We start from the raw sequence: 26424 nt of genomic DNA, 5'->3' as shown, positions 1-26424 counted from the left end.
CCGTAGAGCGCACGGCGGTGGCGATCCGGAATGACGGAAGGTGACGGACGGATGAGGCGGGCGTTCTCGTAGAGCCTAAGTCGCTTCTCTCTTCTGCTCTGATTTGAAGTTCGTCCGTCACGTCCGTCACCTCGACGCGCGAGCGCCCAGGACGGCGCACGGAAGATGACGGACGGGTCCGTCATCCTCCGTCACCTTCGTCACCGGACGCTGCTCGGAAGGAACGCGAGTCCCTCGTATACACGGCCGTCCTTCCTCGGCCGATACACGACGCGGTGGACCCGTCCCATCCACGCCTTGAAGTCGTTGATCTGGTTGTTGTTCATCCCGTAGCCGCGCAGGATCGTCGCGACGGGCTTCGCGGGTGCGGCCTCGCCCGGTGCCTCACTGAAGTGAGCGTCGAAGATGTCGTGGAACTGCTCCTCGAACGCCACTGCCGCCTCGTCGAGCATCGCCTTGGTCTGCTCCGAGACCGGGATGTCGCCGTGGTGCGCGCACACCCTTTCGTAGGTGGCCTTGCACGACCAGAGGAACCCAGGAAGCTGCGCCTTCAGCCGCTCCTCCCAGGTCGGGTCGTCCTTGCTCGCGGACTCCGCGACCTCGACGTAGATGATCCGAGAGCGGTCGGCGGCCTGGCTCGTGAACTCGGGCTTCGTGTTGCTCGCGACGAACAACCTGATCCGGAGCACGGTGGTGAACGGCGTCTCGCCCTTGAACTCGACCGCCACCGGATCGCCGCTCGTGCAGTTCCGGACGATCTCCTTCATGCCGAACTTCGCGTTCTTGCAGTCGGGGTAGATGACCAGCCGCTTCCCGTACAGCGCCGAAAAGAAGAACTGGTTCCCCTTCTCGACGTGGGAGTTGTTGATCGCGGCACCCGCCGGTCCGAAGACTTCAAGCAGGACGCCCAGGACCTTGGACTTGCCGTCCTGACCCTCGCCTCGGAGCCAAAGGTACTGGCGGCTGCGGTTCTTCTTCTCGAAGCACGACCAGACGAAGGCCATGAACGCTTCGCGGTCGGAAAGGCGGGTCAGGAACTCCTCCCACGCGGGGAACGGTGCCTCGGCGGGCTTCCAGTCGAACCGCTTGAAGCAGACCCGGTCGTCCCCAGCGAAGCAGAACGGCTCGGGCTCCTCCGCGAGGCGGGCCGTCTCCTTCTTCCAGAGGACGTTCGATGCTTCGAGCAGGCGGGCCGGCGGAACCGTCCCGAACTCTGCCTTCAGTGCGTCGTGGAGCGCCTTGTGGATGTTGGCGTTCGACTGCTGGAGGGTGGCCTCGTTCCGGTCGTTCACTTGGAAAATGCGCTCAGTCCCGTTCCGGTCCACCAGCAACCGGAAGGCGTGGTTCAGGATCGGGACGCAGTGCTCCAGGATCTTCCCGTCATCGAAGTCGTTCCACGACGACGCCTTCGGCTCGTCGCGCTGCGCAAGACCGAGGTGTGCGACCATCTGCTCGATCTCGTCCTGGCCGACGAAGAAGGTCTTCGCCGCCCGCCGAGTCCATGCGTGCCACGCGCGGCGCTCGCGTTCGTGCCACACGCGCGCCCAGATCGCCGCCCGCCGAAGCTCCGGGAGAACGTCGTCGCGCTCCCAGCCGGCCTCGTCCTTCTGCTCGACCAGCCACTCGATCAACTCGTTCGGTCCGACCGGCCTGGCGTCTGCGAAGTCGCCCTCCAGCGGGTTGTACGACTTCGGGTACGCGACGGACCGCTTCTGCGCGTTGACGAAGTAGTCATCGATCCCCGTCTTCTCCAGCTTCGGGATCGGCGGGACGTAGCCGACGAGCGGAACCGCGCCCTCTTCCTTGATCATGCGCGCCGCCCGGATGCAGGCGCGGATCGCGTTCACGTTCTTCTCCATGTCGGGCGTGTCGAACACGAGACAGACCTCGCGGTCGGGAAGCACGTACTTGCGGAGTTCCGGCGAGAGCTTCCACTCCGAGCCCCCCCCCAGTCCTGGGCCTCGCGCCGGTGGTCGACGTCGTGGGCGTTCGACACGCCGGGAATGCTGATGCAGGGCTGGCCCTGCTGGCACAGCACCTCCGTCTTCTTCTCACCCTCGGTGACGTACAGCCGAACCTCGGCGTCCGAGAACGAGGCACAGGCGTCGACCGGGATGTAGGCGTGCGGCATGCTGCCGATGGGCGCCTCGTACTTCCTGACCTCCGGCTCGGGCTCCCAGCGCGCGTCTCCGACGCGGTAGTCGTGGTGAGGCTCGTTCGCGGGCGCCGGCCACTCACCCGACCGCAGCCGGGGACTGTCCGGGCGGATCTTCGCGTACCCAGGGACGTTGGGGTACGGGATCACCAGGCCGCTGGCGTTGCCGCGCACGCGCTCGGACCAGTTCAAGATCTTGCGGCCCTCCGCGTCGGAACAGGAGTAGAAGCCGCGACGAGCGATGGTCTCGGCGGTGAGACCGCTGTCCACCAGGTGCTGGCAGTGGCGTTCGGAAAGCGTCTTCGGACGGGCAGCGGCGTCGTTCGAGGTGGAGTCGGGGGTGGAGGTGGGACTCGGGCTGACTTCGTTGTTCGCGATGAAGTGGCTCACCACCGACTGTAACAGTACGAAACGCTGCTCCGCCGTTCAGCAGGATCGCTGCTCGACCAAGAGGCGCCGCGAGACGCAACCGCAGCATTCGAACGCCGGCTACCTCGGGAGGGCGTCCATGTCCGCGAAGAACGAGCCGGGCCGCGCCCTCGGGCGCGCCGAACCAACCTCCTCGGCCTCGGGAAGCGCGGCGAACTCGGCACGCACGGACGCGACTAGCGCGTTCACCGCGTCGTCGTTCAGACCGACGACGCCCGCATCTTCGACGAGCTTCTGGTCAGTGCAAGTGACCGAGTGGCATGCCGCCTTGGGCTCCTCGCGATCCAGGCTGTCGAGCAGGTCTCGAAGCTCCTGCATCGCGCCGGTGATGATCGCGCGTACCTGGTCCACTGGAGGTTGCCGGCTGGCATACCGCGAGCGGTACAGGCGGAGCGTCCGGGCGCTGATCCCGTACTTCGCCGCGTACTCGTCCTGCGTCAGGGACGAGCCGGCCCATCCCCGGGCGATCTTGGCCCGAGTTTTCGCGTCGATGGTCTTCACTCACCCTAGATTGCCGTCGCGTGCCGGCCGGCACGCCGGGCACGGCCTGCGGGAAGGGGACCCTGGGAACGGCCGCCTCACGCCCCCGCAGATCGCGGGGTTGGCCCCATGGTCACGGGCTGGTGGGAACTGGACGTATTGCTACACCATCGCGATGAACAACCCCGCGCGGATCGCCACCTACCACCGCGTCTCGACCCTCGACCAGAACGCCAGCCTCGCCCGCGAGGAGCTTCGCGGCGCGGCTGCACGCCTCGGCGGCGAGGTCGTCCTCGACATGGAGGAGACGGGCTCCGGCGCCCGCAACGACCGCCCTGGTCTCCAGCGGCTCATGGAGGCGGCCCGGCGCGGGAAGCTCGACGCGGTGGTGGTCTGGAAGCTCGACCGCTTCGGCCGCTCCGCCCTCGACGTGCTGGCGAACATCCGCGACCTCGACGCTGCCGGCGTCCGGTTCATCGCGATCACGCAGGGCATCGACATCCGGCCCGGGGGCGACGCCATGAGCCGCCTCATCCTGGGCGTGCTGGCATCGGTGGCCGAGTTCGAGCGCGACCTGATCCGCGAGCGCACGAAGCTCGGCATCCAGAAGGCGCGGGCCGCCGGGAAGCGCATCGGCCGCCCCCAGGTCGCCCGGCCCGAGCGCGTGCAGGTGCAGCGCCTCCGGGAGGAGGGCCACTCGTGGCGTGAGGTCGCGGAGGCGCTCGGGTGTTCGACATGGGCCGCCCGCCAGGTGGCGGCATGACCCTCACGCCGCGCCGGTCAGGACCCCTCCAGCGCACTGTTACAGTAGAGGGTGAGCGCCGAGTTCCCTCGCCCCGGCGGCCCTGCCGCCCACCGCACCGCGCCGGCCAGCAGGTCCCCGGTGACCGCGAGGACGCCCACCCAGCTTCTGAACGCCGAAGCCATCGCCGCTCGGCTCTGCGTCCCGCTCTCGACCGCCTACCGGCTCATGCAGCAGATCGGTCGCGCACGGCTTGGCGTCCGCGCGGTCCGCGTGGCTGAACGCGATCTCGAAGCCTTCATCGACGGCAGCATGGAGGACCCGTGGGCGAGCACCTCTTCCGGAAGTCGTGCCAGAAGAACGGGTGGTACTACGGCTGGTTCTACGGCCCGGACGGCAAGCGGGTCACTCGCTCCCTCCGGACGGCCGACCGCCGCATCGCCCGCGACCGCCTCCGCCAGTTCGAGCGGGAGGCCCATGCTTCGGGTGGTGCGGCCTCGAACGCGGCCCCGCACACCGTAGAGGACACCGTCCGCTTCATCGTGGAGGTTGGCTGCTCGGACCGCGCCGAGGGGACGCTGGAGATGTACGCGAAGAAGGGCGGCCATCTGGTCCGCGTCTTCGGCGATCAGCAGGTCCACGCGCTCTCGCTCGACAAGGTGCAGGACTACATCAACCAGCGGCTGGGTGAGGGAGCGGCCCGAGAGACGGTGCGGAAGGAACTCTCGACCCTCCGCGTCGCCCTGGAGACGGCGAAGGCCCGCAAGCTCTACGTGGGCGACCCGCGCTCGATCTTCCCACCGTTCCGCGTGACGTACCGGCCGCGCGAGCGGCACCTCTCCGTCGAGGAGTTCGGGAAGCTCCTCGCCGTGCTCGACGCGAAGCGGCGGCGCTGGATCATGGTGGCGGTCTACTCTGGGGCGCGCCGATCCGAGGTCGAGGCGCTGCGGTGGGACACGCACGTCAACCTGGAGACGGGCTGGCTCGTGCTCCCGGGCACGAAGACCGCGAAGGCGCGGCGCTCGGTTCCGATCCTGCAGCCGCTGGCCGACGAACTCGCAAGCGACCCGTCGAAGAAGGGCTTCGTCGTGGAGGCGTGGGCGAACGTCGGCCGAGACCTGCGGATCGCGTGCGCGCACGCGGGCGTGGCCCGCGTGAGCCCGAACGACCTGCGCCGGACCTTCGCGTCGTGGATGAAGCAGCAGGGCGAGGACTCGGCCGTCGTCGCGAAGCTCCTGGGCCACGCCTCGACGCGCATGGTGGACCTCGTGTACGGCCGCTTGAACGACGAGAACCTCCGCCGCGCGGTCGCGAAGCTCCCGTCCGTCGCCGTGCCCAGCGTCGGAAGCACATCGGAAGCAGCACTGGGTCGACTCGTGGGAGAGGAGGGACTCCTGGGAACCGGAGCGCCTCCCGTTGTGGCGGAGAACCTGCCACACGAAAATCAGAAGGCCCGCCAGATCTCGCGATCTGGCGGGCCACGATGGTGTTCGAGCTCGGAAGGAGTGCCTGGGGCCGGAATCGAACCAGCGACACGGGGATTTTCAGTCCCCTGCTCTACCGACTGAGCTACCCAGGCGTTTTCACGGCGCTTGCGGCCGGCAAGGCGCCGGCCGCGGGCAGCCCTTTTACGATCGAACGGGGCCGGACGCAAACCGAAAACGTCTACGAGCGGTAGACGCTGGCCAGGGAGGCGCGGGCCGGCGGGGGGACGCGAGCAGGGCGGGCGCGGGGAGGCTACGGCGCGGCGGCGGCGGTGCGGGCGGGCGCCGGGGACGGGGCGTTCGGGGCGGCGGCCACGCGGGCGCGGTCGATGGACGCGCGCTCGGTGGAGGCGCGGCGGCCGGCGCGGCGGGCGGGCTCGCCGGGCAGGACGTGGCGCGCCATCTCGATGGCGTGCTCCTCCTGCGAGGTGCAGGCGACGGCGGTCACGCTCTCGTGCCGCGACTGCATCTCCTTCCAGAACCGCACGCGCGCCTGGTTCACGATGAGGCGATCCTCGAGGTGATCGAGCGTCGCCTCGAGCGCGCGGCGCTCGGCCCCGAGCCGCGCCCGGCGCGCGTCGGCGTCGGACCTGCCGCACGCAGCGCAGAGCAGGACGGCGGCGATCGACGGCAGCAGCGCTCGCAAGCTTTCCTCCCCCCACACCAGCAGACGCTCGGGGAGGACGTTGGTCACTTACCATGTGCGAGGGAACCTCCCGGTGGTGACAGGGCACCCGCGCGGTGGCCGCCGCGCAGATCCGCTTCACCACAGGAGAATGTGCTTCGCGCCGCACCGGCGGGGCGGCGTGCGCGCCCCGCGCCACGTCGTGGGGATTCACGACGGGCGCCAGCCGACGTTGCGTCCGGGTGCAGCGAGGCGGGTCAGACGCGCGGGATCGCCTTCAGGATCGCCTTGCCGTCCTTCACCTCGACGCGGAAGTCCACCGACTTGGCCTTGAACCGGGCCATGACCTCGGGGACCTGCTTCGCCACGCTGCGGGCGACCACGTCGTAGCTGAGCCGCGAGACGTCCTCGTGGCACTGCTTCTTCGCCGAGATGTACGCGTCGTAGAGCGCGCGCATCCGCGCCTCGTCGCCGCCGGCGGCGGACGGAGCGGGCGGCGGCGTCGCGGACGGCCTGGCGACGGCCGCGGGCGACTCCACCCTGGGTGATGCGGACGCGGACCCGGGCGCCGGCGTGGCGCTCGCGGCGGCGGCCGCCGGGGTCCCCTCCGCCTCGCGCGCGTGCCGGCGCGCCTTCAGCAGGTCGCGCCGGTAGGTGCCCTCCTCGCGCTCGCGCACGCTCCGCTGCCAGAGCCGCTCGTAGGAGAGGTAGCGCGCGTGGAGCGACTGGATCCGGAAGCGGAGCCCGGTGTTGCGGGTGAAGGCGCCCTTCAGCCGGAGCACCTTCTTGCGCACCTCGTCGCGCCAGTGCGCCGGCTCGCGGCGCTCCGTGCCGAGGAAGTACTGCTCGTACCTCGCCTTCAGCGCCTCGAGCTCCTCCTCCAGCTTGGCGGTCTCGTCGGTGAGCTCGTCGGTGGCGTGGCGCGCGGCGCGCGCCGCCTCCTCCGCGGACGGCGGGGGACCGGCGGGACGTCCGGGCTTCTGCGGAGGGAGCGCCACGCGCCGGAGTCTATCGGCGCCCGCGCCCGCCCATCAACGCCCGCCCGCGGGCGCCGCCGCCGCACCGGCCCCGACCGCCCCTGAACGGCGCGCCCGCGCCCACACCGCCGCACCTGCGGCGAAGATCACGAGCGAGGTCCACTGGCCCACGCCGAGGCCGAGGATGACGCCGCGCTCCACGTCGCCGCGGAACGCCTCCACCCCGGTGCGCAGCACCGCGTACAGCATCAGCCACGCGGAGAGCACCTGGCCGTGGAACCGCTTCCGGGGGCGGACCACGATGACGAGCAGGAGGAACAGCCCGAGCTCGCCGAACGCCTCGTAGAGCTGGGTGGGGTGGAGGGGCAGGGTGGAGAGCCGGTCGGGCGCGAGGTACTGGCCGGGATCGGGCCGGTCGGCGAACGACTGGAACGCGAGCGACTCGGGCGGGAAGCGCGCCGCCCAGGGCAGGTGGCCGTGGGCGACGTCGCCCCAGCAGCAGCCGGCGCCGAAGCAGCCGAGCCGCCCGAAGAAGTGGCCGAGCGCCACCGAGGGGATGAGCGTGTCGGCGTGCTCGAGGAAGCCCATCCGGTGCCGGCGCAGGTACCAGGCGGCGGTGAGCGCCGCCCCGATGAACCCGCCGTAGAACACCAGGCCGCCTTGCCAGACGGCGAGCACGCGCGGGATGCGGCCGAACGGCGTCGCGACCAGGAACCGCGCGGGCGAGAAGAAGTCGCCCGGGTTCACGAGCATGTAGTAGACGCGGCTGCCCACCAGCGCCGCGACCAGGATCCAGAAGGCCAGGTCGGCGAGCCGCCGCGGATCCTGGCCGCGCCGCGCCGCCTCGCGCTGCGCCAGCCAGATGCCCACCATGAAGCCGACCGCGATGAGCAGGCCGTAGGTGTGGAGCGGCAGCGAGGCGCCGCCGGGCAGCGGGATCCGGAAGAGGACGGGGAGCATGCGGGGCGAGGCCTACACGCGCTCGGCCGCGGCGCCGCGCCGCTCCGGCGCGCGCGCCGCCTCGCGCTTCGAGCCGGGGTGCAGGACGAGCATCGCGACGCCCACCACGATGAGCGAGTCGGCCACGTTGAAGGTGGGCCAGCGGAGGTCGGGCCGGTTCCACCAGTACCACTCGACGAAGTCGATGACGTACCGGCGGGCCAGGCGGTCCACGAAGTTGCCCACCGCGCCCGCCAGCACCAGCGCGAGCGCCACCTGCAGGTAGCGCTGATCCTGCCGGAGCTTGCGGTAGTAGTGGAGGATGAACGCCACCGCGGCGAGCGAAACCAGCGTGAAGAACGCGTTCCGGAAGAGCTGCGAGTGGCCGCGGAACAGGCCCCAGGCGGCGCCCGGGTTCTCCACGTAGTTCATCCGCCACACCGGCCGCCACACGTAGTACGGCTCGGTCGAGAGCGGCTCGAGGTGACGGTACGTGTAGAAGCCGCGGACCCGCTCCGCGAGCGTCTCGTCGCCGCCGCGCTCGAACACCACGGTGAGGCGCTCCACCGCCAGGTACTTCGTCCACTGGTCGGCGGCGAGGAGCGCCGCGAACAGGAGGGCGAGGAGCGCCCACTTCGAGACCGGTCGCCGCATCACAGGTTGCCCACGCACTTCGCGCACAGCGTCGGGTGGGCGGCGTCCCGGCCCACGTCCTCGGCGTAGATCCAGCACCGCTCGCACTTCACGCCCGGTGCACGCGCCACCTCGGCGGACAGCGGGCCGTCGGCGAGCACCACCTTCGAGACGATGAACAGGGTGGGCAGCTCCGCGCGCGCCTCCTCGAGGAGCCGGCGCTGCTCGCCCTCGGCGCGGACCGTCACCATCGCCTCCAGGCCCGAGCCGATGAGCTTGGCGCGGCGCGCCTCCTCCAGCTTGGACTGCACCACCCCGCGCACCTCGAAGAGCTTCCCGTAGCGCGCCTCCAGCGCGTCGGCGTCGGCCGGCCGCGCGCGGCGTGGCAGGCCCGCCAGCCACACGCTCTCGGTGGGCCGGCCCGGCAGGTAGGTCCAGGCCTCGCTCGCCGTGAACGACAGGATGGGCGCGAGCAGCCGGATGAGATCCTGCGCGATCGCGTGGAGCGCCGTCTGCGCCGAGCGGCGCTGCCGCCCGTCGGCCTTCCAGGTGTAGAGGCGGTCCTTGATGACGTCGAAGTAGAGCGCCGACAGCTCCACCGCGCAGAACTGCATGGTGGCGTGGTAGGCGAGGTGGAACTCGTAGTCCTCGTACGCCTTCGCGACCTTCTCGTCCCAGGCGGCGAGGCGCGCCAGCGCCCAGCGGTCGATGGGCTCGAGCTCCGCCTCCGGCACCGCGTCGCGGGCCGGGTCGAACCCGTCCAGCGCGCCGAGCGCGTAGCGGATGGTGTTGCGGATCTTGCGGTAGCCCTCGGCCAGGCCGGCCAGGATCTGGTCGCCGAGGCCGATGTCGTCGCGGTAGTCCGAGGCGCTCACCCACAGCCGCAGGATGTCCGCGCCGTACTTCTTGATGATCTCCGACGGCTCGATCCCGTTGCCGGCGCTCTTCGACATCGCCTTGCCGTGCTGGTCGAGGATGAAGCCGTGGGTCAGCACCGCGCGGTAGGGCGCCGCGCCGCGCAGGGCCATCGACGTGAGCAGCGACGAGTGGAACCAGCCGCGGTGCTGGTCGGAGCCCTCGAGGTAGAGGTCCACCGGCAGCTCCAGCCCCTCCCGCTCGATCACCGCCGCCCAGGACACGCCCGAGTCCCACCACACGTCGAGGATGTCCTGCTCGCGGCGGAACTCGGTCTTGCCGCACTTCGGGCAGGCGGCGCCGGCGGTGAAGTCGGCGGGCGGGTGGCGGTACCACGCCTCCATGCCCTCGGCCTCGAACGCCGCGGCGACCCGCTCCATCACCGGCGGCGAGAGCAGCGCCTCGTTGCAGCCCTCGCAGTAGAAGACCGGGATCGGCACGCCCCAGGTCCGCTGGCGCGAGACGCACCAGTCGGGCCGGTTCTCGATCATGTTGTGGATGCGCTCGCGGCCCCAGTGCGGGATCCAGCGCACCCGGTCGATCTCGGCGAGCGTGGCCTTGCGCAGGTCGGCGTGCTCGAGCGAGAGGAACCACTGGTCGGTGGCGCGGAAGACCACCGGGTTGTGGCAGCGCCAGCAGTGCGGGTAGCTGTGCTCGAGGCTGGCCTTCGGGTCGGACAGCAGGTGCCCGGACGCGTGCAGGTCCGCGACGATCTCCGGGTTCGCCTCGAAGATCTTCTTGCCCGCGTACTTGCCCGCCCGCTCGGTGAAGCGGCCGGCGCCGTCCACCGGGTTCAGGACCTCGAGCCCGTAGCGCAGGCCGACGACGTAGTCCTCCTGGCCGTGGCCGGGCGCGGTGTGCACGAGGCCGGTGCCGGCCTCGAGCGTCACGTGGTCGCCGAGGATCACCTGCGACTCGCGGTCGAGGAAGGGGTGGCGGTAGCGCAGCCCCTCGAGCGCGCTGCCGTCGAGGTGCGCGAGCACGCGCTCCGGGTGGGCGAGCTGCGGCGCGAGCACGGTGCCGCCGCCGCCGGTGGCGGCCTCGTGCGCCGGCGGCGAGTGCGGCGCCGGCACGTCCGACACCGACAGCTCTCCGGGCGCCACGTCGGCGAGGAAGGCGGCGAGCAGGTCCTTCGCCACCACCACCACCTGGCCGTTCAGGTCGTAGGCGACGTAGGTGAAGTCCGGGTGCGCGGCGACCGCCAGGTTCGCGGGCAGCGTCCAGGGCGTGGTGGTCCAGATGACGAGGCGCGCCGGGCGGCCGGCGAGCTTCGGGTCGGGCAGCGCCGAGACCAGGTCGAACGCGACGTAGATCGAGGGCGAGCGGTGCTGCTCGTACTCGACCTCCGCCTCGGCGAGCGCGGTGCGGTCGGTGATGCACCAGTAGACGGGCTTCTTGCCGCGGTAGAGGAAGCCCTTCTCGGCGGCGCGGGCGAACGTGCGGACGATCTCCGCCTCGTACCCGCGCGACATGGTCGCGTAGGGCGTCTCCCAGCGGCCGAAGACGCCGAGCCGCTTGAACGACTCGCGCTGCTTCTCGATCCACTTCTGCGCGTACTTGCGGCAGGCCTCGATGATGGCGGGGCGGTCGAGCTCGCGCTTCTTCGGCCCGAGCTCCTTGTCCACCTTCAGCTCGATGGGCAGGCCGTGGCAGTCCCAGCCCGGGATGTAGTCCGCCACCTCGCCGTTCAGGTTGCGGTACTTCACCACCACGTCCTTCAGGATCTTGTTGAGGGCGTGGCCGATGTGGATGTCGCCGTTCGCGTACGGCGGGCCGTCGTGCAGGACGAACCGCTTCGCGCCGGGCCTCCCCGCGTTCTGGGCGACGAGGCGCTGGAAGATCGCCTGCTCCTCCCACTGGCGCAGGATCTCGGGCTCCCGCTGCGGGAGGTTCGCCTTCATCGGGAAGTCGGTCTTCGGGAGGTTGACGCTGTATTTGGAGTCCACGGCTCTTTTGCCTCGGAAAGACAAGGGTTCTAGCAGCCGAGGGGGGCGGGATCAACGAACGGTTTTCCGAGCGCCGCGCCGCGTTGCGGGGGCGGGGGAAGGCCGCTAACCTTCCCGCGCCCATGCCCCCAGGCAAGAAGACCGCCCGCGCGAAGCGCGCCGCCGCCCGCCCGCGTCCGGACGGCGAGCTCGGCGTCGCCATCCTGTCGCGCAACCCGAGGCTCTACTCCACCCGCCGCCTGGTCGAGGCGGCGACCGCCCTCGGCCACGCCCCGCGCGTGCTCGACACCCTGCGATGCAACATGGTGCTGGCGCGCGACCGCCCGCGGATCTTCTACCTGGGCGAGGAGGTGGTCGCGAGCGACGTCCACGTGGTCATCCCCCGGATCGGCGCCTCCATCACCGGCTACGGCGTGGCGGTGGTGAACCAGTTCGACCTGATGGGCGTCCCCGTCCTCGCCGCGGCCACGCCCATCGGCCGCTCGCGCGACAAGCTGCGCGCGCTGCAGCTCCTCTCGCGCTTCGGCATCGACATCCCGCGCACCGTGATGTGCCGTTACCGCGAGGAGGTGCCGGAGGCGGTGCAGATGGTGGGGGGCCTCCCCTGCATCATCAAGCTCATCCAGGGCAGCCAGGGCGTCGGCGTGATGATCGCGAACACCGAGGTGGAGGTGCGCGGGCTGCTCGACACGCTCTGGACGCTCGGCCAGGAGATCCTGCTGCAGGAGCTGGTGGCCGAGTCGAAGGGCCGGGACGTCCGCGCGCTGGTGGTCGGCGACCGCGTGGTCGCGGCCATGCGGCGGACGGCGCGCGCCGGCGAGTTCCGCTCCAACATCCACCGCGGCGGCGTGGCCGAGGCGCTCGAGCTCGGGCGCGAGTACGCCGAGACGGCGGTGAAGGCGGCCCGGGTGATGGGGCTCGAGGTGGCGGGCGTGGACATGCTGGAGGCCCGCACCGGGCCGAAGATCATGGAGGTCAACAGCTCGCCGGGCTTCGAGGGGCTGGAGGCCGCCACCGGCCTCGACATCGCCGCCCTGTACGTGCGGCACGCGGTGGACTTCGCGAGCACGCGGCAGTCGGGCTACGCGAGCGGGCACCTCGCCTGACCTCACGCTGCGTCGTGTGGGCGTCGCACCCCGTCGCCGGGTCGCGTGACACGGGGGAGCAGGCAGCCGCCCGTCGCTTCTGCGCGGCGCGCGGGCGCGAGTAGAATCCGCGCCCGCCGTGTCTCCCAACTTCCGTCACGCACAGCCCGTCACGCTGGTCCTGTACGAGGATCCGCTCTCGCCCTGGTGCCTGGTGGCCGAGCGCCGCATCCTCACCGCGCTCGAGGACGTGGAGGGCGCCTTCGGCGCGCTCCAGCTCGAGCCGTTCCCCACCCGGCTCGAGCCGCGCGCCATGACCAAGGCCGAGCGGCGCGCGCTGGCCCGCGCCGCGCGCAAGGCGGCGCGAGAGCCCGAGGCGGCCGCCATCACCGACGACCTCTGGCTCTCGCCCGATCCGCCGCTCACCTCCATCCCCGCGCTCACCGCGCTCGCCGCCGCCCGGCTGCAGGGCCCGAGCCGCGAGGCCGCGCTGCGCCACGCCATCCGCGAGGCGTCGCTGGTGCGCGGGCTCAACGTGGCGCGCACCGACGTGCTGCTCGAGCTGGCCGAGCGGGCCGGCCTCGACCTGCACCGCTTCGCCGGCGCCCTCGCCGCGCCCGCCACCGAGCGGCGCGTGCGGGCGGTGCACGAGAGCGCGTTCGACAAGGGCATCCGCGGCGCGCCGGCGCTCGTCATCGGCGACGAGTGGCTGGTGACCGGCCCGCGCTCGGTGGACGAGTACCGCACCGTCCTCCAGCGCTACGCCTCCGCCCGCCTCGGCCTCGCACCGCTGAAGACACTGCATTGATCGCCGAGGGCTGCGCCCTCGCCCCGCAGGCGGAGCCGTCGGGGCCCCACGCCTGCTTCGCGGAGCCCGTGACCTTGCGCGCCCGCTGCTGCGGGCTCGCGCAAGGTCCCCGCGGGCGCCGCTGCGCGGCGCTGGATACGGGCCGCGCCGCGGAGGTCGCAGCGTGCGCCCGGTTCACGCCGTGCCGCGGGCGCGCGCGCACATCCGCGCCCACGCACGTCGTTCCGCGGAGTTCGGCGGTGGCATGGCCGCTGCTATGCTCTCGCTCGAATTTCGACGCGGCACCGCCCCGTCGATCCCGTGGAGCGCGCCGCTCCGAGGAGCCCAGCATGAAGCGCACCCTCGCCATCCTCGCGCCGCTCGCGATCGCCGCCTCCGGCTGCGTGGTCGCGACGCCGGTGCCGTCCGAGCCGCCGCCGGTCGCCATGCCGGCGCCCGCCCCCGCGCCGCCGCTGCAGGTCTGGTACTACGGCGAGCACTTCGTGCCCGACGCCTTCGGCGGCGGCTGGTGCTACGAGCCCGGCGCGCACTGGCACGACTACTACCCGGACCAGCCCTCGGCCTACGTGCTCGACGGCGGCTACTACTTCTACCGGGGCCCGCTCGTCTTCACGTACTGGGAAGGCCACCCGGTGCCGGGCGGCGGCTGGTGCTACGTCCGCGGGCCGCACCGCCACGACTACTACCCGCCGCGCGGCAACGACTGGCAGTGGCGGCGCGGCCACGGCTGGGCCTACCGCGGCCACTGGCGCCCCGAGCGCCCGCCGCCGGCGGCCTACTGGCCCTCGCGCCCGGCGCCGTATCCGTCGCGGCCTGCGCCCGCACCGGCGCCGTACCCCGGCCGCCCCGCGCCCGCGCCGTACCCGGGCCGTCCCGCGCCGGCCCCGGCACCTGCGCCGTATCCGGACCGCCCGTACCCCGGCCGCCCCCCCCCGGCGCCCGCACCCGCACCGCTCCCCGCGCCTGCCCCCGCGCCCGCGCCGTATCCCGGACGTCCCGTTCCCGCACCGGCGCCCGCGCCCGTGCCCGACGACCGCGGCCGCCGCGACGACGCCCCCGGTCATGGCAACCTGCCCCCGGGCCACGGCGGCACGCCGCCCGGCCAGGCGGCTCCGAGCGCCCCGGCCTACCCCGCGCCCGGCCGCGGGAACGACCGCGGGAACGTCCAGCCTCCCGGCCACGGCGGGACCCCACCCGGCCGCGCCGCGCCCGCGCCGGCTCCCGCCCCCGCGCCGCGCGACGACGCGCGCGGCGGCGGCAACGGCCAGGGCCGCCGGGACGACAAGAACGACAAGGCCGACAACGGCAAGAAGGACGACCGGAAGGCGCGGCAGCAGGATGACCTGAAGGACCGCCGCTTCCAGCGCCTCTAGCCCCGGCTCGCGAGCCTTCCGGGAGGGCCGCCCTTCAGCCGGGCGGCCCTCTTCGTTCGTGGCACCTGACGGGTAACTTGCCCTCCCGCGCGGGACGCGGATAGCGTCCTGCGTCATGAATCCAGCCCTCACCAGCGCGATGCTCCTCGTCGCGGCCGCGGTCTTCACCTTCACGATGACCCGCCGCGTCATGCCGCTCTTCGCGCTGCGGCGCGACGTGCGCACCGACCGCCCGGGGGAGCGCATCCGGGCGCTCCTCCGCTTCGGCCTCGGCCAGCGGCGCCTCGTCGATCCGGAGGAGCGCCGCCCGGGCCTGCTCCACGTCGTCATCTTCGCCGCGTTCCTGGTCCTCGCGATCCGCACCGTCACGATGTTCGGCATGGGCTTCTCGGCGGGCTTCCACCTGCCGCTGCTCGCGCCGGACTCCGGGCTGGGCCGCGCCTACGGGCTGGTGAAGGACGTGATGGTGCTGCTCGCGCTGTTCGCGGTGCTGGGCTTCCTGTGGCGGCGCCTCGTCACGCGGCCGGACCGGGTCACGCGCTCGACCGAGGGCGTGGTGATCCTGTTCTTCATCGCCGGCCTCATGATCACCGACGTCCTGTTCGACGGCGCGCTGCACCTGCTGCGCGAGGACCCGCTCGGCCTCGGCGACCTGCTCGCCGGCGCCGGCTTCGAGCTCCCCGCGCCGCGCTTCGACTGGCTCGCGCCGGCCGGCTCGCTCGGCGCCGCGCTCTACCACGCGTCCGGCGCGTCGGCCGGGACGGTGAGCGCGGTGGGCGAGGCGTCGTTCTGGCTCCACCTCGCGCTCATCCTCGTGTTCGGCAACGTGCTCCCCTACGGCAAGCACTTCCACATCATCACCGGCCTGCCGAACGTGTTCTTCGCGCGGCTCCCGCCGGCGGGCGCGCTCCGCAAGCTCGACCTCGAGGCGGAGGACGCGAGCTACGGCGCCGCCACGGTGAAGGACCTGTCGTGGAAGGAGGCGTGGGACGTCTACAGCTGCACCGAGTGCGGGCGCTGCCAGACCCACTGCCCGACCTACGTCACCGGCAAGCCGCTCAGCCACAAGGAGGTGAACCGCTCCATCCGCCACCACCTCGCCGAGGTGGCGCCGGCGCTCACCGCGCTGGCGCGCGCGAAGGACCCCGCCGTCCGCGAGGCGGCGGCCGGCGCCCTCCCGCCCATCTCCGAGGTGATCCCGCCGGAGACGTTCTGGGCCTGCACCACCTGCGGCTGGTGCGAGACCGCCTGCCCGGTGCTCATCGAGAACGTGCCGCGCCTGGTGGACATGCGGCGGCAGGCGGTGCAGGTGGACTCGGTCTTCCCCGACGAGGCGCAGCGCGTGTTCAAGGGGATCGAGACGCAGGGCAACCCGTGGGGCATCGGCTCGAACAAGCGCACCGAGTGGTGCGAGGACCTCGCGGTGCCGCGCGCCGCCGACGGCGGCGACTACGAGTGGCTGTTCTTCGTGGGCTGCGCCGGCGCGTTCGACGACCGGCAGAAGAAGGTCTCGCGCGCCATCGTGCGGATCCTGCGCGAGGCGAAGGTGTCGTTCGCGATCCTCGGCGAGGAGGAGACCTGCACCGGCGACGCCGCCCGGCGGCTCGGCAACGAGTACCTGTTCCAGATGCAGGCCACCGCGCTCACCGAGACGCTGAACGGCCATGGGGTGAAGAAGATCCTGGTGCAGTGCCCGCACTGCCTCAACTCCATCGCGAACGAGCTGCCGCAGTTCGGCGGCCGCTACGAGGTGGTGCACCACGCCGAGCTCATCGCGCGGCTGGTGAAGGACGGGCGGCTCGCGCCCGGTGTGGCGGAGGGGCTCGGCCAGGTGACGTTCCACGACCCCTGCTACCTGGCGCGCTGGAACGGCGTCACCGAGGCGCCGCGCGAGGCGCTCGCCGCGGCCGGCGTGCAGGTGGCGGAGATGCCGCGGAACCGCCGCCAGGGCTTCTGCTGCGGCGCCGGCGGCGGCCGCTTCTGGCTGGAGGAGAAGCTCGGCGCCCGGGTGAACCAGAACCGGGTGGACGAGGCCGCCGCCACGCTCGGCAAGGCGGGCGGCGTCATCGCCACCGGCTGCCCGTTCTGCCTCACCATGATGAAGGACGGCGTGAACGAGACCGGCCGCGAGGAGACGCTGCGGGTGCTGGACGTCGCCGAGATCGTGGCGCTCGGGCTGCCGAAGCGCGCCGAGTCCGCGCCCGCGGCGGCGCCCGAGCACACCCCGGCCGCGCCGCAGGGCGAGGCCTAGCCGGCGGGACGTGTCCCCCCGAACACCGCCGCGCAGGCATCGAGGCGCCGCCGCACCTCGGCCTCGAGCGCCTCGAGGTCGTTGCCCGAGCGCGGGTCCGCGCCCACGCAGGTGAGGATCCGGTCGTACGGCGATCCGCCCGCGCGGCCGAGCGCCTCGTAGTCGATGCGGCGCGCCACCGGCTCGCCGTCGGCGCCCGGCCGGAACGCGCCGAACAGGCCGTCGGAGCCGGGCGCGAGCTCCTCCTTCAGCGCGAACAGCTCGCGCAGCGCCGCGCGGAACGGCCCGTGCTCGAGGTGGCGCCGCTCGACCCGCGCGCCGGCGCGGACCGCCACGCCGGCGAGCGCCGCGCGGACGAACTCCACGTCGGTGATGACGAGGCCGTAGAGGTGGTAGTCGTCGCACGCCGCCGCGGCGATGGCCGCCTCCTCCTCCGAGAGCCAGGCGTGGCTCGGGCAGAGGAACGCGTCGCAGGTGGCGACGTCGTAGACGCCGCAGTCGCGCAGGTCCACGCCGCCGTTCGCGGCCGGGTGCGCCAGGCACCCGACGCGCGTCTCGGCCTCGTCGAGGAAGCCGAGCAGCGGGCACACGCGCACCGAGGGGAACATCGGGGAGGGCCCGCCGCCGGCGAGCGCGGCCGCCGCGGCGCGGAACGCGGCCGGGGTGCGCTCCACCTCGCGCAGGGCGCGGGTGCGCCGGCCGAGCTCGGCGTGGAGCGCGGGGCGGGACAGGTCCTCGGCGTTGTACAGGCCGCAGCACGCGCCGCAGCTCATGCCATCGCGCTGGCAGAGGCTCTTCACGGACGGGCGAGCGAGGCGCGGCAGCTCGCGCAGAGGCCCGGCCCCTTGCGGTCGCTGTCGGCCGCGTCGCGCGAGAGGAACATGGCGCAGCGGAAGTCGAGGCAGTGCGAGAGGCCGAGCAGGTGCCCGACGCCGTGCACCGCCTCCACCTGGATCCGCCGCCGGGCCAGCGCGGGGTCGGCCGCGCCGAGGCGCGACACCGAGTACACCGCCGCGCCCGCGTCGCGGTCCGCGTCGCCGAGCACGTAGGCCGCGTCGGGGAGGAACAGGTCCACGTCCACCACGCCCAGCACCGGGGCGCCGCCCGCGCCGGCGCGGAGCGCGGCCAGCCGGCGGACGATGGCGGGCGCGTGGTACTGGCCGCGGTCCTTGTTGAACGCGTACTGGGGCCGGTCCAGCGACGGGCCCGCCTTGCTGGCGAGCGCGTACACGTCGCGGAGCGCCTGCGCCGCCTCGGCGAGCGTCTTCGGGCCCACGTTGCCGAGGCCGATCAACAGGACGTGCGAAGGTGCCGCCACGGGCCTCACCTCGTCGTGCGCGTTCGCCGCCCGGGAGGGAGAGCTGGCTGAGGCGGAAGGATTCGAACCTTCATGAGCGGATCCAAAGTCCGCGGTCCTGCCATTAGACGACGCCTCAGGATGCTTCACGGACACGCGCGCGCTGCTCCGGACGTTGCGCTCCCGACGCGCTGTTGAGTGGCCCTCACCCGCTGACCGCGATCAAGCCGTCACCAGCGTACCAGGGCGCTCGCCCAAGTAAAGCCGGCCCCGAACGCGCACAGTCCCACCAGGTCACCGCGCGCGACGCCGCGCGCCTCGACCGCCTCGGCGAGCGCGAGCGGGATCGACGCCGCGGTGGTGTTGCCGTAGCGCTGGATGTTGTTGAACACCTGGTCGTCGCGCAGCCCGAGCGAGCGCTGGACCATCTGCGCGATGCGGAGGTTCGCCTGGTGCGGGACGAGGACCTTCAGGTCCTGCGGCCCGACGCCGTTCTTGTCGAAGGCCTCCTTCAGCACCTCCGGCATGCGGACGACCGCATGCTTGAACACCTTCTGCCCCTCCATGTGCGGGAAGATGCTGGCGTCGTCGAGCATCCTCGGCTGCACGCGCGGGTGGTAGATCGACCCGGGCGCGTCGGTGAACAGGTCGCGCGCGAAGCGGCCGTCCGCGTGGAGGTGGCAGGAGAGCACGCCGCGGTTCGGGTCGTCGGTCGCCTCGAGCAGCGCCGCGCCGGCCCCGTCGCCGAAGATGACCGCCACGTCGCGGCCGCGGGTGGTGACGTCGAGGCCGGTGGAGTGGACCTCCGAGCCGACCAGCAGGACGCGCTTGTACATCCCGGTGCGGATCCAGGCGTCCGCCACCGAGAGGCCGTACAGGAAGCCGGTGCACTGGTTGCGGATGTCGATGGCCGGCACGCCGGGGATGCCGAGCTTCGCGTTCAGGAAGCAGCCGTCGCCCGGGAACATGTGATCGGGCGAGAGCGAGGCGTAGACGATCGCCTCGATGTCGGTGGGCTTCCAGCCGGCCTTGTCGAGCGCCTTCTTCGTCGCCTCGAGCGCGAGGTCGGAGTTGCCGGTGCCCTCGCGCACCCAGCGGCGCTCCTGGATCCCGGTGCGCTCCTGGATCCAGGCGTCGGTGGTCTCCATGTGCTTCGTGAGCTCTTCGTTCGTGACCACGCGGTCGGGGACGTGCGTGCCGAGGGCGACGATGGCGGCGCGGGGCATGGGCGGCTCCTCCTCAGATGTCCAGGTTCTGCACGTCGAGCGCGTGCTTCTCGATGAACTCGCGGCGCGGCTCCACCGCGTCGCCCATCAGGATCGAGAACACCTCGTCGGCCTCGACCGTGTCGTCCACGCGCACCTGCAGCATGGTCCGCCGGGCCGGGTCCATGGTGGTCTCCCAGAGCTGCTCGGGGTTCATCTCGCCGAGCCCCTTGTAGCGCTGGATGGTCTGGCCCTGGCCGGCGGCCTTCTTCACCGCCTCGACCGCCTCGAACACGTCGAGCACCTCCTCGGCGCCCTCCGGCGTCTCGAGGCGGAACGGCCCGGGCCCGAGCTCGGCGATGGCGGCGTGCAGCGCCGCCAGCTCGCCCCACTCCGCGCCCGACAGGTAGTCGTGGTCGAGGCGGGTGTCGCGCGGCGCGCCGGCCATGCTGGTCTGGTAGACGAGCGCGTCGCAGCCGTGCTCCTCGTCGCGCTCGATCTTGGCGATGCGGACCTGGAGCTCGGGGTGGAGCTTCTGCGCCTTGTCGAAGATCTTCTGCACCTGCTCCTTCACCTGCTCGTGGTGCTTCAGCAGGTCGAGGTCGAGATCGCCGAGCTGGATGGCGGCGTCCACGATGCGGCTGTCGCGCCGGCGGTCCACCCGCGCGAGCAACGCCCGGTAGGCGATGGCGTCGCGGGCGAGCCGCGCGAGGTCGCGACCCTCGATGACCGTGTCGCCGGCCACGAGCCGGGTCCGGTCGGTCCCGAGCGCGAGCAGGTACTCGTCGAGCGCCGCCTCGTCCTTGAGGTAGCTCTCCTTCTTGCCCTTCGCGACCCGGAACAGCGGCGGCTGCGCGATGTAGACGAGCCCGCGCTCGATCACGCTCGGCATCTGCCGGAAGAAGAACGTGAGGAGCAGCGTCCGGATGTGCGACCCGTCCACGTCCGCGTCCGTCATGATCACGATCTTGTGGTAGCGGATCTTCTCGACGTCGAACTCCTCGGGGCCGATGCCGGTCCCGAGCGCGGTGATGATGGTCGCGATCTCCGCCGACCCGAGCATCTTGTCGAAGCGGGCCTTCTCGACGTTCAGGATCTTGCCGCGGAGCGGCAGGATGGCCTGGGTGCGCCGGTCGCGCCCCTGCTTCGCCGAGCCGCCGGCGGAGTCGCCCTCCACCAGGTACAGCTCCGACTCCTTCGGATCCCGCGACTGGCAGTCGGCGAGCTTGCCCGGGAGCGAGGCGCTGTCGAGCGCGCCCTTGCGGCGGACCGTCTCGCGCGCCTTGCGCGCCGCGATCCGGGCGCGGGCCGCCTCGGCGACCTTGCCGCAGATCCGCTTCGCGACGTTCGGGTTCTCCTCGAGGAACGCGGAGAGCCGCTCGTTGAGCATGGTCTCGACCATGCTCTTCGCCTCGGTGTTGGAGAGCTTGGTCTTGGTCTGTCCCTCGAAGCTCGCGCCGGGGAGGCGGACCGAGATCACCGCGGCGAGCCCCTCGCGCATGTCGTCGCCGCTCGGCAGCTCGTCCTTCAGGTCCTTGAACAGGTTGTTCTTCTGGCCGTAGGCGTTGATGGTGCGCGTCAGCGCCGCCTTGAAGCCGATGAGGTGCGTGCCGCCCTCGTGGTTGTGGATGTTGTTGGCGAACGCGAAGACCTTCTCGTCGTAGCCGTCGTTCCACTGCAGGGCGATCTCGACCAGCGCCGCGCCGCGCTCGGTCTCGACCTCCTGGCGCAGCGCGATGGGCGGCTGGAACAGCACCTCGCGGCTCTTGTTCAGGAACGCGACGAACTCGCGGATGCCGTCCTTGAACAGGAACTCGTGCTTCTTGCCGTGCCGCTCGTCCTCGATGGTGATCTTGAGGCCGGCGTTCAGGAAGGCGAGCTCGCGCAGGCGGCCGGACAGCGTCTCGAAGCTGTACTCGGTCACCTCGAAGATGGTCGCGTCGGGCTTGAACGTGATGCGGGTCCCGCGCCGCTGGGTCTCGCCGATGGCGGTGACCTTGCCGGCGGGCGTGCCGCGCTCGTAGCGCTGCGCCCAGACCTTGCCGTCGCGGTACACCTCGGCCTTCAGCCACTCCGAGAGCGCGTTCACGCAGGTCACGCCCACGCCGTGCAGGCCGCCGGAGACCTTGTACGCGTTCGACTCGAACTTGCCGCCGGCGTGGAGCTTCGTCAGCACCACGTCGAGCGTGTCCATCCCCTTCACCGTCGGGTGCGGGCCGATGGGGATGCCCGAGCCGTTGTCGAGCACGGTGATGGAGTTGTCGGCGTGGATGGCGACGTTGATCTCGTTGGCGCGGCCGGCCATGGCCTCGTCGACCGAGTTGTCGACGACCTCGTAGACGAGGTGGTGCAGGCCGCGGGCGCCCACGTCGCCGATGTACATGTGCGGCCGCTTGCGCACGGCCTCGAGGCCCTCGAGCACCTTGATGGTGTCGGTCCCGTAGTCGTCATCCGCGGGAGCCGCGGGACGGGGGCTCTGCTCGGCGGTTTCCAGGGGGGTCCTCGCTCGTTTCTCTGAAAGGTTCTCAGGTGTTGAGGCGACCCTGGGGTATAGCAGGCGCGGACGCCGGAGGCAACGTCTTATCCGGACCGCAACCCCGCGAGCTTCTTCATGAAACCAGCGGGGAAACCACCCCCGATCGCACCTCGAAGAAGGCGGTGTCGGGGCCGGCGGCGGGCTCGATGAGCCGGCGATCGGTCGAGGTGAGGAACGCCTGCGCCGGCAGGGCCGCCAGGTAGCCGAGCAGGAAGCGGTTCTTGGCCGGATCCAGCTCCGAGGACACGTCGTCGAGCAGCAGCAGCGGCGGCCGCCCCAGCGCCGCGCGCAGGTTCTCGATCTCGGCGATCTTGAGCGCGAGCACGAGCGCGCGCTGCTGGCCCTGGCTCCCGTAGAGCCGCGCGCCCTTGCCGCCGAGCGCGAGCACGAGGTCGTCCATGTGCGGCCCGGCCGAGGTGAAGCCCTTCTCGCGATCGCGCTCCAGGCGCGCCTCGAGCGCGTGGGCGAGCCGCGCGGCCACCTCCGCCTCCGGGTGCTCGACGTCCACCCCGCCCGCGGCGCGGTAGGCGAGGTGCGCCTCGGGGGCGGCCGGCCCGGAGATCTCGGCGAAGGCGGCCTGGAGCCGCGGGGCGAGCTCCGCCACGAGGTCGCGCCGCCGGACGAGGATGCGCGCACCGGCGCGCACCAGCGGCTCGCGGAAGCTCGCCTCCACTTCCGCCGGCCCGGCGCGGAGCGCCGCGTTCCGGGCCCGGAGCGCCCGCACGTACTCGCGCGCCTCCCCGAGCACCGCCGGCCAGCGGTTGAAGGCGGCGCGATCCAGGAAGCGACGGCGCCCGTCCGGCCCGGCCTTCACGAGCAGCAGGTCGTCCGGCGAGAAGCAGACGGACGCGAGCCCCTCGAAGTAGTCATCGAGGCGGGCCCCGGAGCCGAGCGCCTTGCCGTCGAGCGTCGCGGTCCGGCCGCCGGCGGCCACCTGCACCGCCACCCGGCGCACGCCGCCCGGCCCCTCGAAGTCGCCGGCCACCGCGCCCTGCTCGGCGCCGAACCGGACCAGCTCCGCGAGCCGCACCGCGCGGAGCGGCTTCAGCGTGGTGAGGAAGTAGATGGCCTCGAGGAGGTTGGTCTTCCCCTGGCCGTTCTCGCCCAGGAGCACGGTGGCCCGCGGCGACGGCGCGAGCTCGACCGCGGCGAGGTTCCGGAAGTCCTGGACGTGGAGGGAGAGGAGCTTCACTTAGGGCGCGTGAATCCATCCCCGGACCGAGCCAGGCGGTCGAGACGCGAGCAGCGCGAGGCGCGACGACCGAGCATGCCCCGAGGCATGTGAGGGAGGAGCAACGACACGATGCGACGCGGATCGGCCGCCGCGGCGACGGGAGGGGATCGGTTCACGTGCCCTCAGGCGGGACACGGACCGTCAGATGCGCATGGGCATCACGACCGCGGTGAAGCCCTGGTCCGCCTCCTCGCCGCCCTTCAGGACGCCGGGGGAGAGGTCGTCGGCGAGCTCGAACACCACCTCGTTCGACTTCACCGCCTGGAGGACCTCCATGATGTAGCGCGCGTTGAAGCCGATCTTGAGCGGCTCGCCCGCGTACTCCACCGGCACCTCCTCCTTCGCCTCGCCCAGGTCCGGGTTCTGCGAGAGGACGCGGAGCAGGTCCTTCGAGAGGTCCAGCTTCACCGCGTGCGCCTTGTCGGAGGAGAGGAGCGAGATGCGCCGCAGCGTCTCGAGGAAGCGGCCGCGGCCCACCTTGAAGACCTTCTCGCCGGCCTTCGGGATGACCTGCTTGTAGTCCGGGAACAGCCCCTCGATGAGCCGCATCACCAGCACCACGTTCGGCCGGCGGAAGATGGCGCTGTTCTCGACGAAGCCGAGCTTCGCCTCCGGCTGCTCCTCGCCGGACTCGGCCGCCTCGGCGAGCAGCTTCTTCAGCTCGGCGAGCCCCTTCTTCGGCAGGATCACGCCGCGCTTCAGGCCGAAGGTGGCGCCCACCGCGCGCTCGGAGAGCGAGAGCCGGTGGCCGTCGGTCGCGACCAGGCGGAGCGCGTCGCCTGCGGGCTCGAAGTACACGCCGTTCAGGTTGTAGCGGGTCTCGTCGTTCGAGACGGCGAAGAAGGTCCGCTCGATCATCTCGAGCAGGAGCGCCGGGTCCACCGGGGCGAACGGAACCTTGTCGAAGCGGGGCAGCGCCGGGAAGTCCTCGGCGGGCAGGCCGACGATCCGGAACTCGGACGGGCCGCTCTTCACCTCGAGGTAGTTGTTGTGCGCCTTCTTGAGCGTGACGGTCTGCTCGGGCAGGGCGCGGACGATCTCGTAGAGGTGGCGGGCCGAGACGGCCACCGCGCCCTCCTTCAGCACCTCGCAGGCGTGCTCGGAGGAGACGGCGAGGTCGAGGTCGGTGGCGGAGACGACGAGCTGGTCGCCCTTCTTCGCCTCGAGCAGGACGTGGGAGAGGATCGGCATCGTGCTCTTCTTCTCGACGATGCCCTGCGAGCGGCCGAGCGCCTTCGCGAGCTCCTGGGCGCCGATCTTCAGTTCCATGGGATGATCCTCTTCTTTGAGATCCGTCGTCGAAGCAGGGGGAGGATCGATGTGGAAAAGCGACCGAGCGCCCCGATCCTGCTCGAGTTTCTTCCCCGGAAAAACCCGTGGATCCCGCTGGGTGTGGGTTGTGTAGCGCGCCGCGCGAGAAGGTGTCAACGCTCGCCCACAGCCCATCCCCAGCCGGATCGACGCAGGATCCACGGACTTCCCACAGGCCGTTCCGGGTGCGCCGGGCCCCGCGCGCCGCGAGGCGGCTGCGGCGGGCGGGACTCCGGGTGAGCGAGGGCCCGCGGCGCACGCGACGGCGGGCGCAGGTCGCCCGCGCGGGCCGGGTGCTGGCGGAGGGGAGCGCGGGCGCACCGCGGCCGTCCCCGGCCGCGAGGCGGCGGGGCGTGGCGCGAGGGCGCGGGTGGATCACGGCGCGAGCTTGGCGGAGAGCTGGGCCACGGCGGTGCGGACGGCGTCGTCCGACTCGAGCAGCCCCTTCACGCGGTCCACCGCGGCGATGACGGTGGTGTGGTCCTTCTTGTTGAACTTCTCGGCGATGGACTGGAACTTCTCCTTCGCCAGCTCGCGGCAGAGGTACATCGCCACCTGGCGCGGGAACGCGATCTTCTGCTCGCGCGAGGCGCTGGTGAGCTTCGCCACGGTGAGCCCGTAGTGGCCGGCCACGGCCTCCTGGATCTTCTCGATGGGCGGGCGGTAGCCGGGCGGCGGGATGACGTCGGCGAGGACGTCGCGCGCGAGCGGCACCGTGATCGGCTCGCTCTTCAGCGAGGCGAACGCGGCGAGGCGCATGAGCGCGCCCTCCAGCTCGCGGACGTTCGAGCGGATGTGCTGCGCGAGGAGCTGGGTGACGTCGTCGGGCAGATCGATCTTCTCCACGTCCGCCTTCTTCTGGAGGATGGCGGCGCGGGTCTCGAACTCCGGGACCTCGATCTGCACCCGCATGCCCCACTCGAAGCGGGAGCAGAGCCGCTCGTCGAGGCCCTTCAGCTCCTTCGGCGAGCGATCGCTGGAGAGCACGATCTGGACGTGGTGGTCGTGGAGCTCGTTGAACGTGTGGAAGAACTCCTCCGCCGTCTTGTCCTTGCCGGCGAGGAACTGGACGTCGTCCACCAGCAGCGCGGAGCACTCGCGGTACTTGCGGCGGAACTCGTCCATCGTGCCCTTCGAGAGCGCGGCGACGAAGTCGTTGGTGTAGCGCTCGGAGGAGACGATCGCGACGCGCCCGCCGCTCTTCTCGAGGATCGCGTGGGCCACCGCGTGCAGCAGGTGGGTCTTCCCGAGGCCGGAGTCTCCGTGCAGGAAGAGCGGGTTCCAGGTGCGGCCGGGGTTGGCGGCGACGGCCTGGGCGGCGGCGAACGCGAAGTGGTTGGACGCGCCCACCACGAACGTGTCGAAGGCGTAGCGCGGGTTCGGGCGGGAGTCGCGGGGGTCGAGGTGCGGCTCGGGCGCGCGCGCCGCCGCGACGGCGGCCGGCGCCGGGGCGGCTGCCGCGCCGATCGGTCGCGGCGCATCGTCCACCGCGAACGCGATCCGCAGGCGCTCGCCGGTCAGCTCGGGGATGAACTCCTCGAACCAGCCGCGGTAGTTGTCCTCGACGAAGTCGCGGTGGAACTTGTCCGGCGCGCCGATCTGGAGCCGGCCCTCGTCGAGCGAGACGGGGCGGAGCGGCTCGAACCAGCGCTCGTACAGGTCCTCGCGGCAGCGGGCGCGGAGGAACCCGTCGATGCGGGACCAGAGATCGTCGAGCGGCGTTTCCACGAGTGCGCTCGCAGGTGCTTCCATCCCCACGTCCCCCAGGACCGAAAAAACGCGAAAATGCCCCCCGTCCGCAGGCTCCTGGGAGTCTGCGGCTCCACTCTTCGCTCGGTCTGCGAGGAGTCGGGCGGGCTCGTGGTGCGGGCGCGGAAGTTAGCGAAGGTTCGCCGCGCGGATCAAGGCCGAGTTGATCGTCGGCGAAAGCACGCAGGTTTCCGGCGCGGGTGCGGAGGCGATCCTGCGCGGTCACCGCGCGAAGGCCCGAAGTGGCCGG

The 26424-nt window shown here is 71.9% G+C and carries 20 protein-coding genes, 2 tRNA genes and 1 pseudogene; 6 read left to right on the top strand and 17 right to left on the bottom strand.

Translation table 11 applies throughout. From position 1 onward, the window contains the following. Positions 1-200: 200 nt before the first annotated feature. The 3 genes from A2CP1_RS00120 to A2CP1_RS00110 all read right to left on the bottom strand — a co-directional run bounded on the left by A2CP1_RS00120 (position 201) and on the right by A2CP1_RS00110 (position 3085). The gene (locus A2CP1_RS00120) at positions 201-1877 is read right to left on the bottom strand and encodes a DUF5906 domain-containing protein (RefSeq protein ID WP_041450405.1); all 1677 of its coding nucleotides are present in this window, start codon (positions 1875-1877) and stop codon (positions 201-203) included. After that, a complete protein-coding gene (locus A2CP1_RS23885) occupies positions 1844-2545 on the bottom strand; it encodes a DUF3854 domain-containing protein (RefSeq protein ID WP_041450404.1) in 702 nt (233 codons plus the stop codon). The genes A2CP1_RS00120 and A2CP1_RS23885 overlap by 34 nt, the downstream gene beginning before the upstream one ends. Before the next feature lie 99 nt (positions 2546-2644). Beyond that, complete coding sequence (locus A2CP1_RS00110) at positions 2645-3085, bottom strand: hypothetical protein (RefSeq protein ID WP_012631475.1); 441 nt, start codon at positions 3083-3085, stop codon at positions 2645-2647. 154 nt (positions 3086-3239) lie between these two features. On the opposite strand from A2CP1_RS00110, the gene A2CP1_RS00105 reads away from it, so the two are divergent. Continuing rightward, complete coding sequence (locus A2CP1_RS00105; protein ID WP_012631474.1) at positions 3240-3827, top strand: recombinase family protein; 588 nt, start codon at positions 3240-3242, stop codon at positions 3825-3827. Between the two features lie 563 nt (positions 3828-4390). Further along, positions 4391-5083, top strand: a pseudogene (locus tag A2CP1_RS24045) (tyrosine-type recombinase/integrase); the annotation flags it as partial. Positions 5084-5312: 229 nt separating this feature from the next. Here A2CP1_RS24045 and A2CP1_RS00095 read toward each other — a convergent pair. From A2CP1_RS00095 to A2CP1_RS00070, 6 genes are all read right to left on the bottom strand, one after another. Then, positions 5313-5385: transfer RNA gene (locus A2CP1_RS00095), tRNA-Phe, on the bottom strand. Positions 5386-5543: 158 nt separating this feature from the next. Then, positions 5544-5936 (bottom strand): hypothetical protein, encoded by a 393-nt coding sequence (locus A2CP1_RS00090; protein WP_012631471.1) that lies wholly within the window; start codon positions 5934-5936, stop codon positions 5544-5546. A gap of 236 nt (positions 5937-6172) precedes the next feature. Next, positions 6173-6913, bottom strand: a complete 741-nt coding sequence (locus A2CP1_RS00085; RefSeq protein ID WP_012631470.1) for an MXAN_5187 C-terminal domain-containing protein — start codon at positions 6911-6913, stop codon at positions 6173-6175. A 33-nt stretch (positions 6914-6946) separates the two neighbouring features. Beyond that, positions 6947-7852, bottom strand: coding sequence for a prolipoprotein diacylglyceryl transferase (lgt, locus tag A2CP1_RS00080; RefSeq protein WP_012631469.1), 906 nt, complete (start codon positions 7850-7852; stop codon positions 6947-6949). A gap of 12 nt (positions 7853-7864) precedes the next feature. Next, on the bottom strand, positions 7865-8485 hold the full coding sequence (gene lspA / locus A2CP1_RS00075; RefSeq protein ID WP_012524094.1) for a signal peptidase II: 621 nt from the start codon (positions 8483-8485) through the stop codon (positions 7865-7867). Further along, positions 8485-11325 carry an isoleucine--tRNA ligase gene (locus tag A2CP1_RS00070; protein ID WP_012631468.1) on the bottom strand — a complete coding sequence of 947 codons (2841 nt, stop codon included), beginning with the start codon at positions 11323-11325 and terminating at the stop codon, positions 8485-8487. Before A2CP1_RS00070 ends, lspA begins: the two co-directional genes overlap by 1 nt. Before the next feature lie 122 nt (positions 11326-11447). On the opposite strand from A2CP1_RS00070, the gene A2CP1_RS00065 reads away from it, so the two are divergent. The 4 genes from A2CP1_RS00065 (at position 11448) to A2CP1_RS00050 (ending at position 16842) form a co-directional block, all read left to right on the top strand. Then, entirely contained in the window at positions 11448-12431 is a 984-nt protein-coding gene (locus A2CP1_RS00065) for a RimK family alpha-L-glutamate ligase (RefSeq protein WP_012631467.1), read from the top strand. Between the two features lie 118 nt (positions 12432-12549). Continuing rightward, positions 12550-13218: a DsbA family oxidoreductase gene (locus A2CP1_RS00060; RefSeq protein WP_012524091.1), complete on the top strand. Its 669-nt coding sequence runs from the start codon at positions 12550-12552 to the stop codon at positions 13216-13218. A gap of 329 nt (positions 13219-13547) precedes the next feature. Continuing rightward, complete coding sequence (locus tag A2CP1_RS00055; RefSeq protein WP_012631466.1) at positions 13548-14591, top strand: hypothetical protein; 1044 nt, start codon at positions 13548-13550, stop codon at positions 14589-14591. A gap of 115 nt (positions 14592-14706) precedes the next feature. Next, complete coding sequence (locus tag A2CP1_RS00050; RefSeq protein ID WP_012631465.1) at positions 14707-16842, top strand: (Fe-S)-binding protein; 2136 nt, start codon at positions 14707-14709, stop codon at positions 16840-16842. On the opposite strand, the gene A2CP1_RS00045 is transcribed toward A2CP1_RS00050, so the two are convergent. The 8 genes from A2CP1_RS00045 to dnaA all read right to left on the bottom strand — a co-directional run bounded on the left by A2CP1_RS00045 (position 16839) and on the right by dnaA (position 26153). After that, positions 16839-17642, bottom strand: coding sequence for a hypothetical protein (locus A2CP1_RS00045; protein ID WP_012631464.1), 804 nt, complete (start codon positions 17640-17642; stop codon positions 16839-16841). The two genes, A2CP1_RS00050 and A2CP1_RS00045, sit on opposite strands and share 4 nt — an antisense overlap. Next, entirely contained in the window at positions 17639-18160 is a 522-nt protein-coding gene (locus A2CP1_RS00040) for an archaemetzincin (RefSeq protein ID WP_012631463.1), read from the bottom strand. Before A2CP1_RS00040 ends, A2CP1_RS00045 begins: the two co-directional genes overlap by 4 nt. A gap of 44 nt (positions 18161-18204) precedes the next feature. Beyond that, positions 18205-18278, bottom strand: a tRNA-Gln gene (locus A2CP1_RS00035). A gap of 91 nt (positions 18279-18369) precedes the next feature. Next, positions 18370-19365: a 3-oxoacyl-ACP synthase III family protein gene (locus A2CP1_RS00030; protein ID WP_012631462.1), complete on the bottom strand. Its 996-nt coding sequence runs from the start codon at positions 19363-19365 to the stop codon at positions 18370-18372. A 13-nt stretch (positions 19366-19378) separates the two neighbouring features. Further along, positions 19379-21838: a DNA topoisomerase (ATP-hydrolyzing) subunit B gene (gyrB, locus tag A2CP1_RS00025; protein ID WP_081444570.1), complete on the bottom strand. Its 2460-nt coding sequence runs from the start codon at positions 21836-21838 to the stop codon at positions 19379-19381. Positions 21839-21953: 115 nt separating this feature from the next. Further along, complete coding sequence (gene recF / locus A2CP1_RS00020; protein WP_012631460.1) at positions 21954-23072, bottom strand: DNA replication/repair protein RecF; 1119 nt, start codon at positions 23070-23072, stop codon at positions 21954-21956. 183 nt (positions 23073-23255) lie between these two features. After that, positions 23256-24383: a DNA polymerase III subunit beta gene (dnaN, locus tag A2CP1_RS00015; RefSeq protein WP_012631459.1), complete on the bottom strand. Its 1128-nt coding sequence runs from the start codon at positions 24381-24383 to the stop codon at positions 23256-23258. 417 nt (positions 24384-24800) lie between these two features. Next, positions 24801-26153: a chromosomal replication initiator protein DnaA gene (gene dnaA, locus A2CP1_RS00010; RefSeq protein WP_245529926.1), complete on the bottom strand. Its 1353-nt coding sequence runs from the start codon at positions 26151-26153 to the stop codon at positions 24801-24803. Between the last annotated feature and the right edge of the window lie 271 nt (positions 26154-26424).

The sequence above is a fragment of the Anaeromyxobacter dehalogenans 2CP-1 genome, assembly GCF_000022145.1.
Classification (GTDB): Bacteria; Myxococcota; Myxococcia; order Myxococcales; family Anaeromyxobacteraceae; genus Anaeromyxobacter; species Anaeromyxobacter dehalogenans.
The sequence above is the reverse complement of the archived record's forward strand: the minus strand, read 5'-3'. Positions and strand labels throughout refer to the sequence as shown.

What these genes read in the sequence shown, in the direction of transcription:
- A2CP1_RS00105 (WP_012631474.1), top strand. Translation starts at nt 3,240, where the DNA reads ATGAACAACCCCGCGCGGATCGCCACCTACCACCGCGTCTCGACCCTC.
- lgt (WP_012631469.1), bottom strand. Translation starts at nt 7,852, where the DNA reads ATGCTCCCCGTCCTCTTCCGGATCCCGCTGCCCGGCGGCGCCTCGCTG.
- lspA (WP_012524094.1), bottom strand. Translation starts at nt 8,485, where the DNA reads ATGCGGCGACCGGTCTCGAAGTGGGCGCTCCTCGCCCTCCTGTTCGCG.
- A2CP1_RS00065 (WP_012631467.1), top strand. Translation starts at nt 11,448, where the DNA reads ATGCCCCCAGGCAAGAAGACCGCCCGCGCGAAGCGCGCCGCCGCCCGC.
- A2CP1_RS00055 (WP_012631466.1), top strand. Translation starts at nt 13,548, where the DNA reads ATGAAGCGCACCCTCGCCATCCTCGCGCCGCTCGCGATCGCCGCCTCC.
- A2CP1_RS00050 (WP_012631465.1), top strand. Translation starts at nt 14,707, where the DNA reads ATGAATCCAGCCCTCACCAGCGCGATGCTCCTCGTCGCGGCCGCGGTC.
- A2CP1_RS00030 (WP_012631462.1), bottom strand. Translation starts at nt 19,365, where the DNA reads ATGCCCCGCGCCGCCATCGTCGCCCTCGGCACGCACGTCCCCGACCGC.
- dnaN (WP_012631459.1), bottom strand. Translation starts at nt 24,383, where the DNA reads ATGGAACTGAAGATCGGCGCCCAGGAGCTCGCGAAGGCGCTCGGCCGC.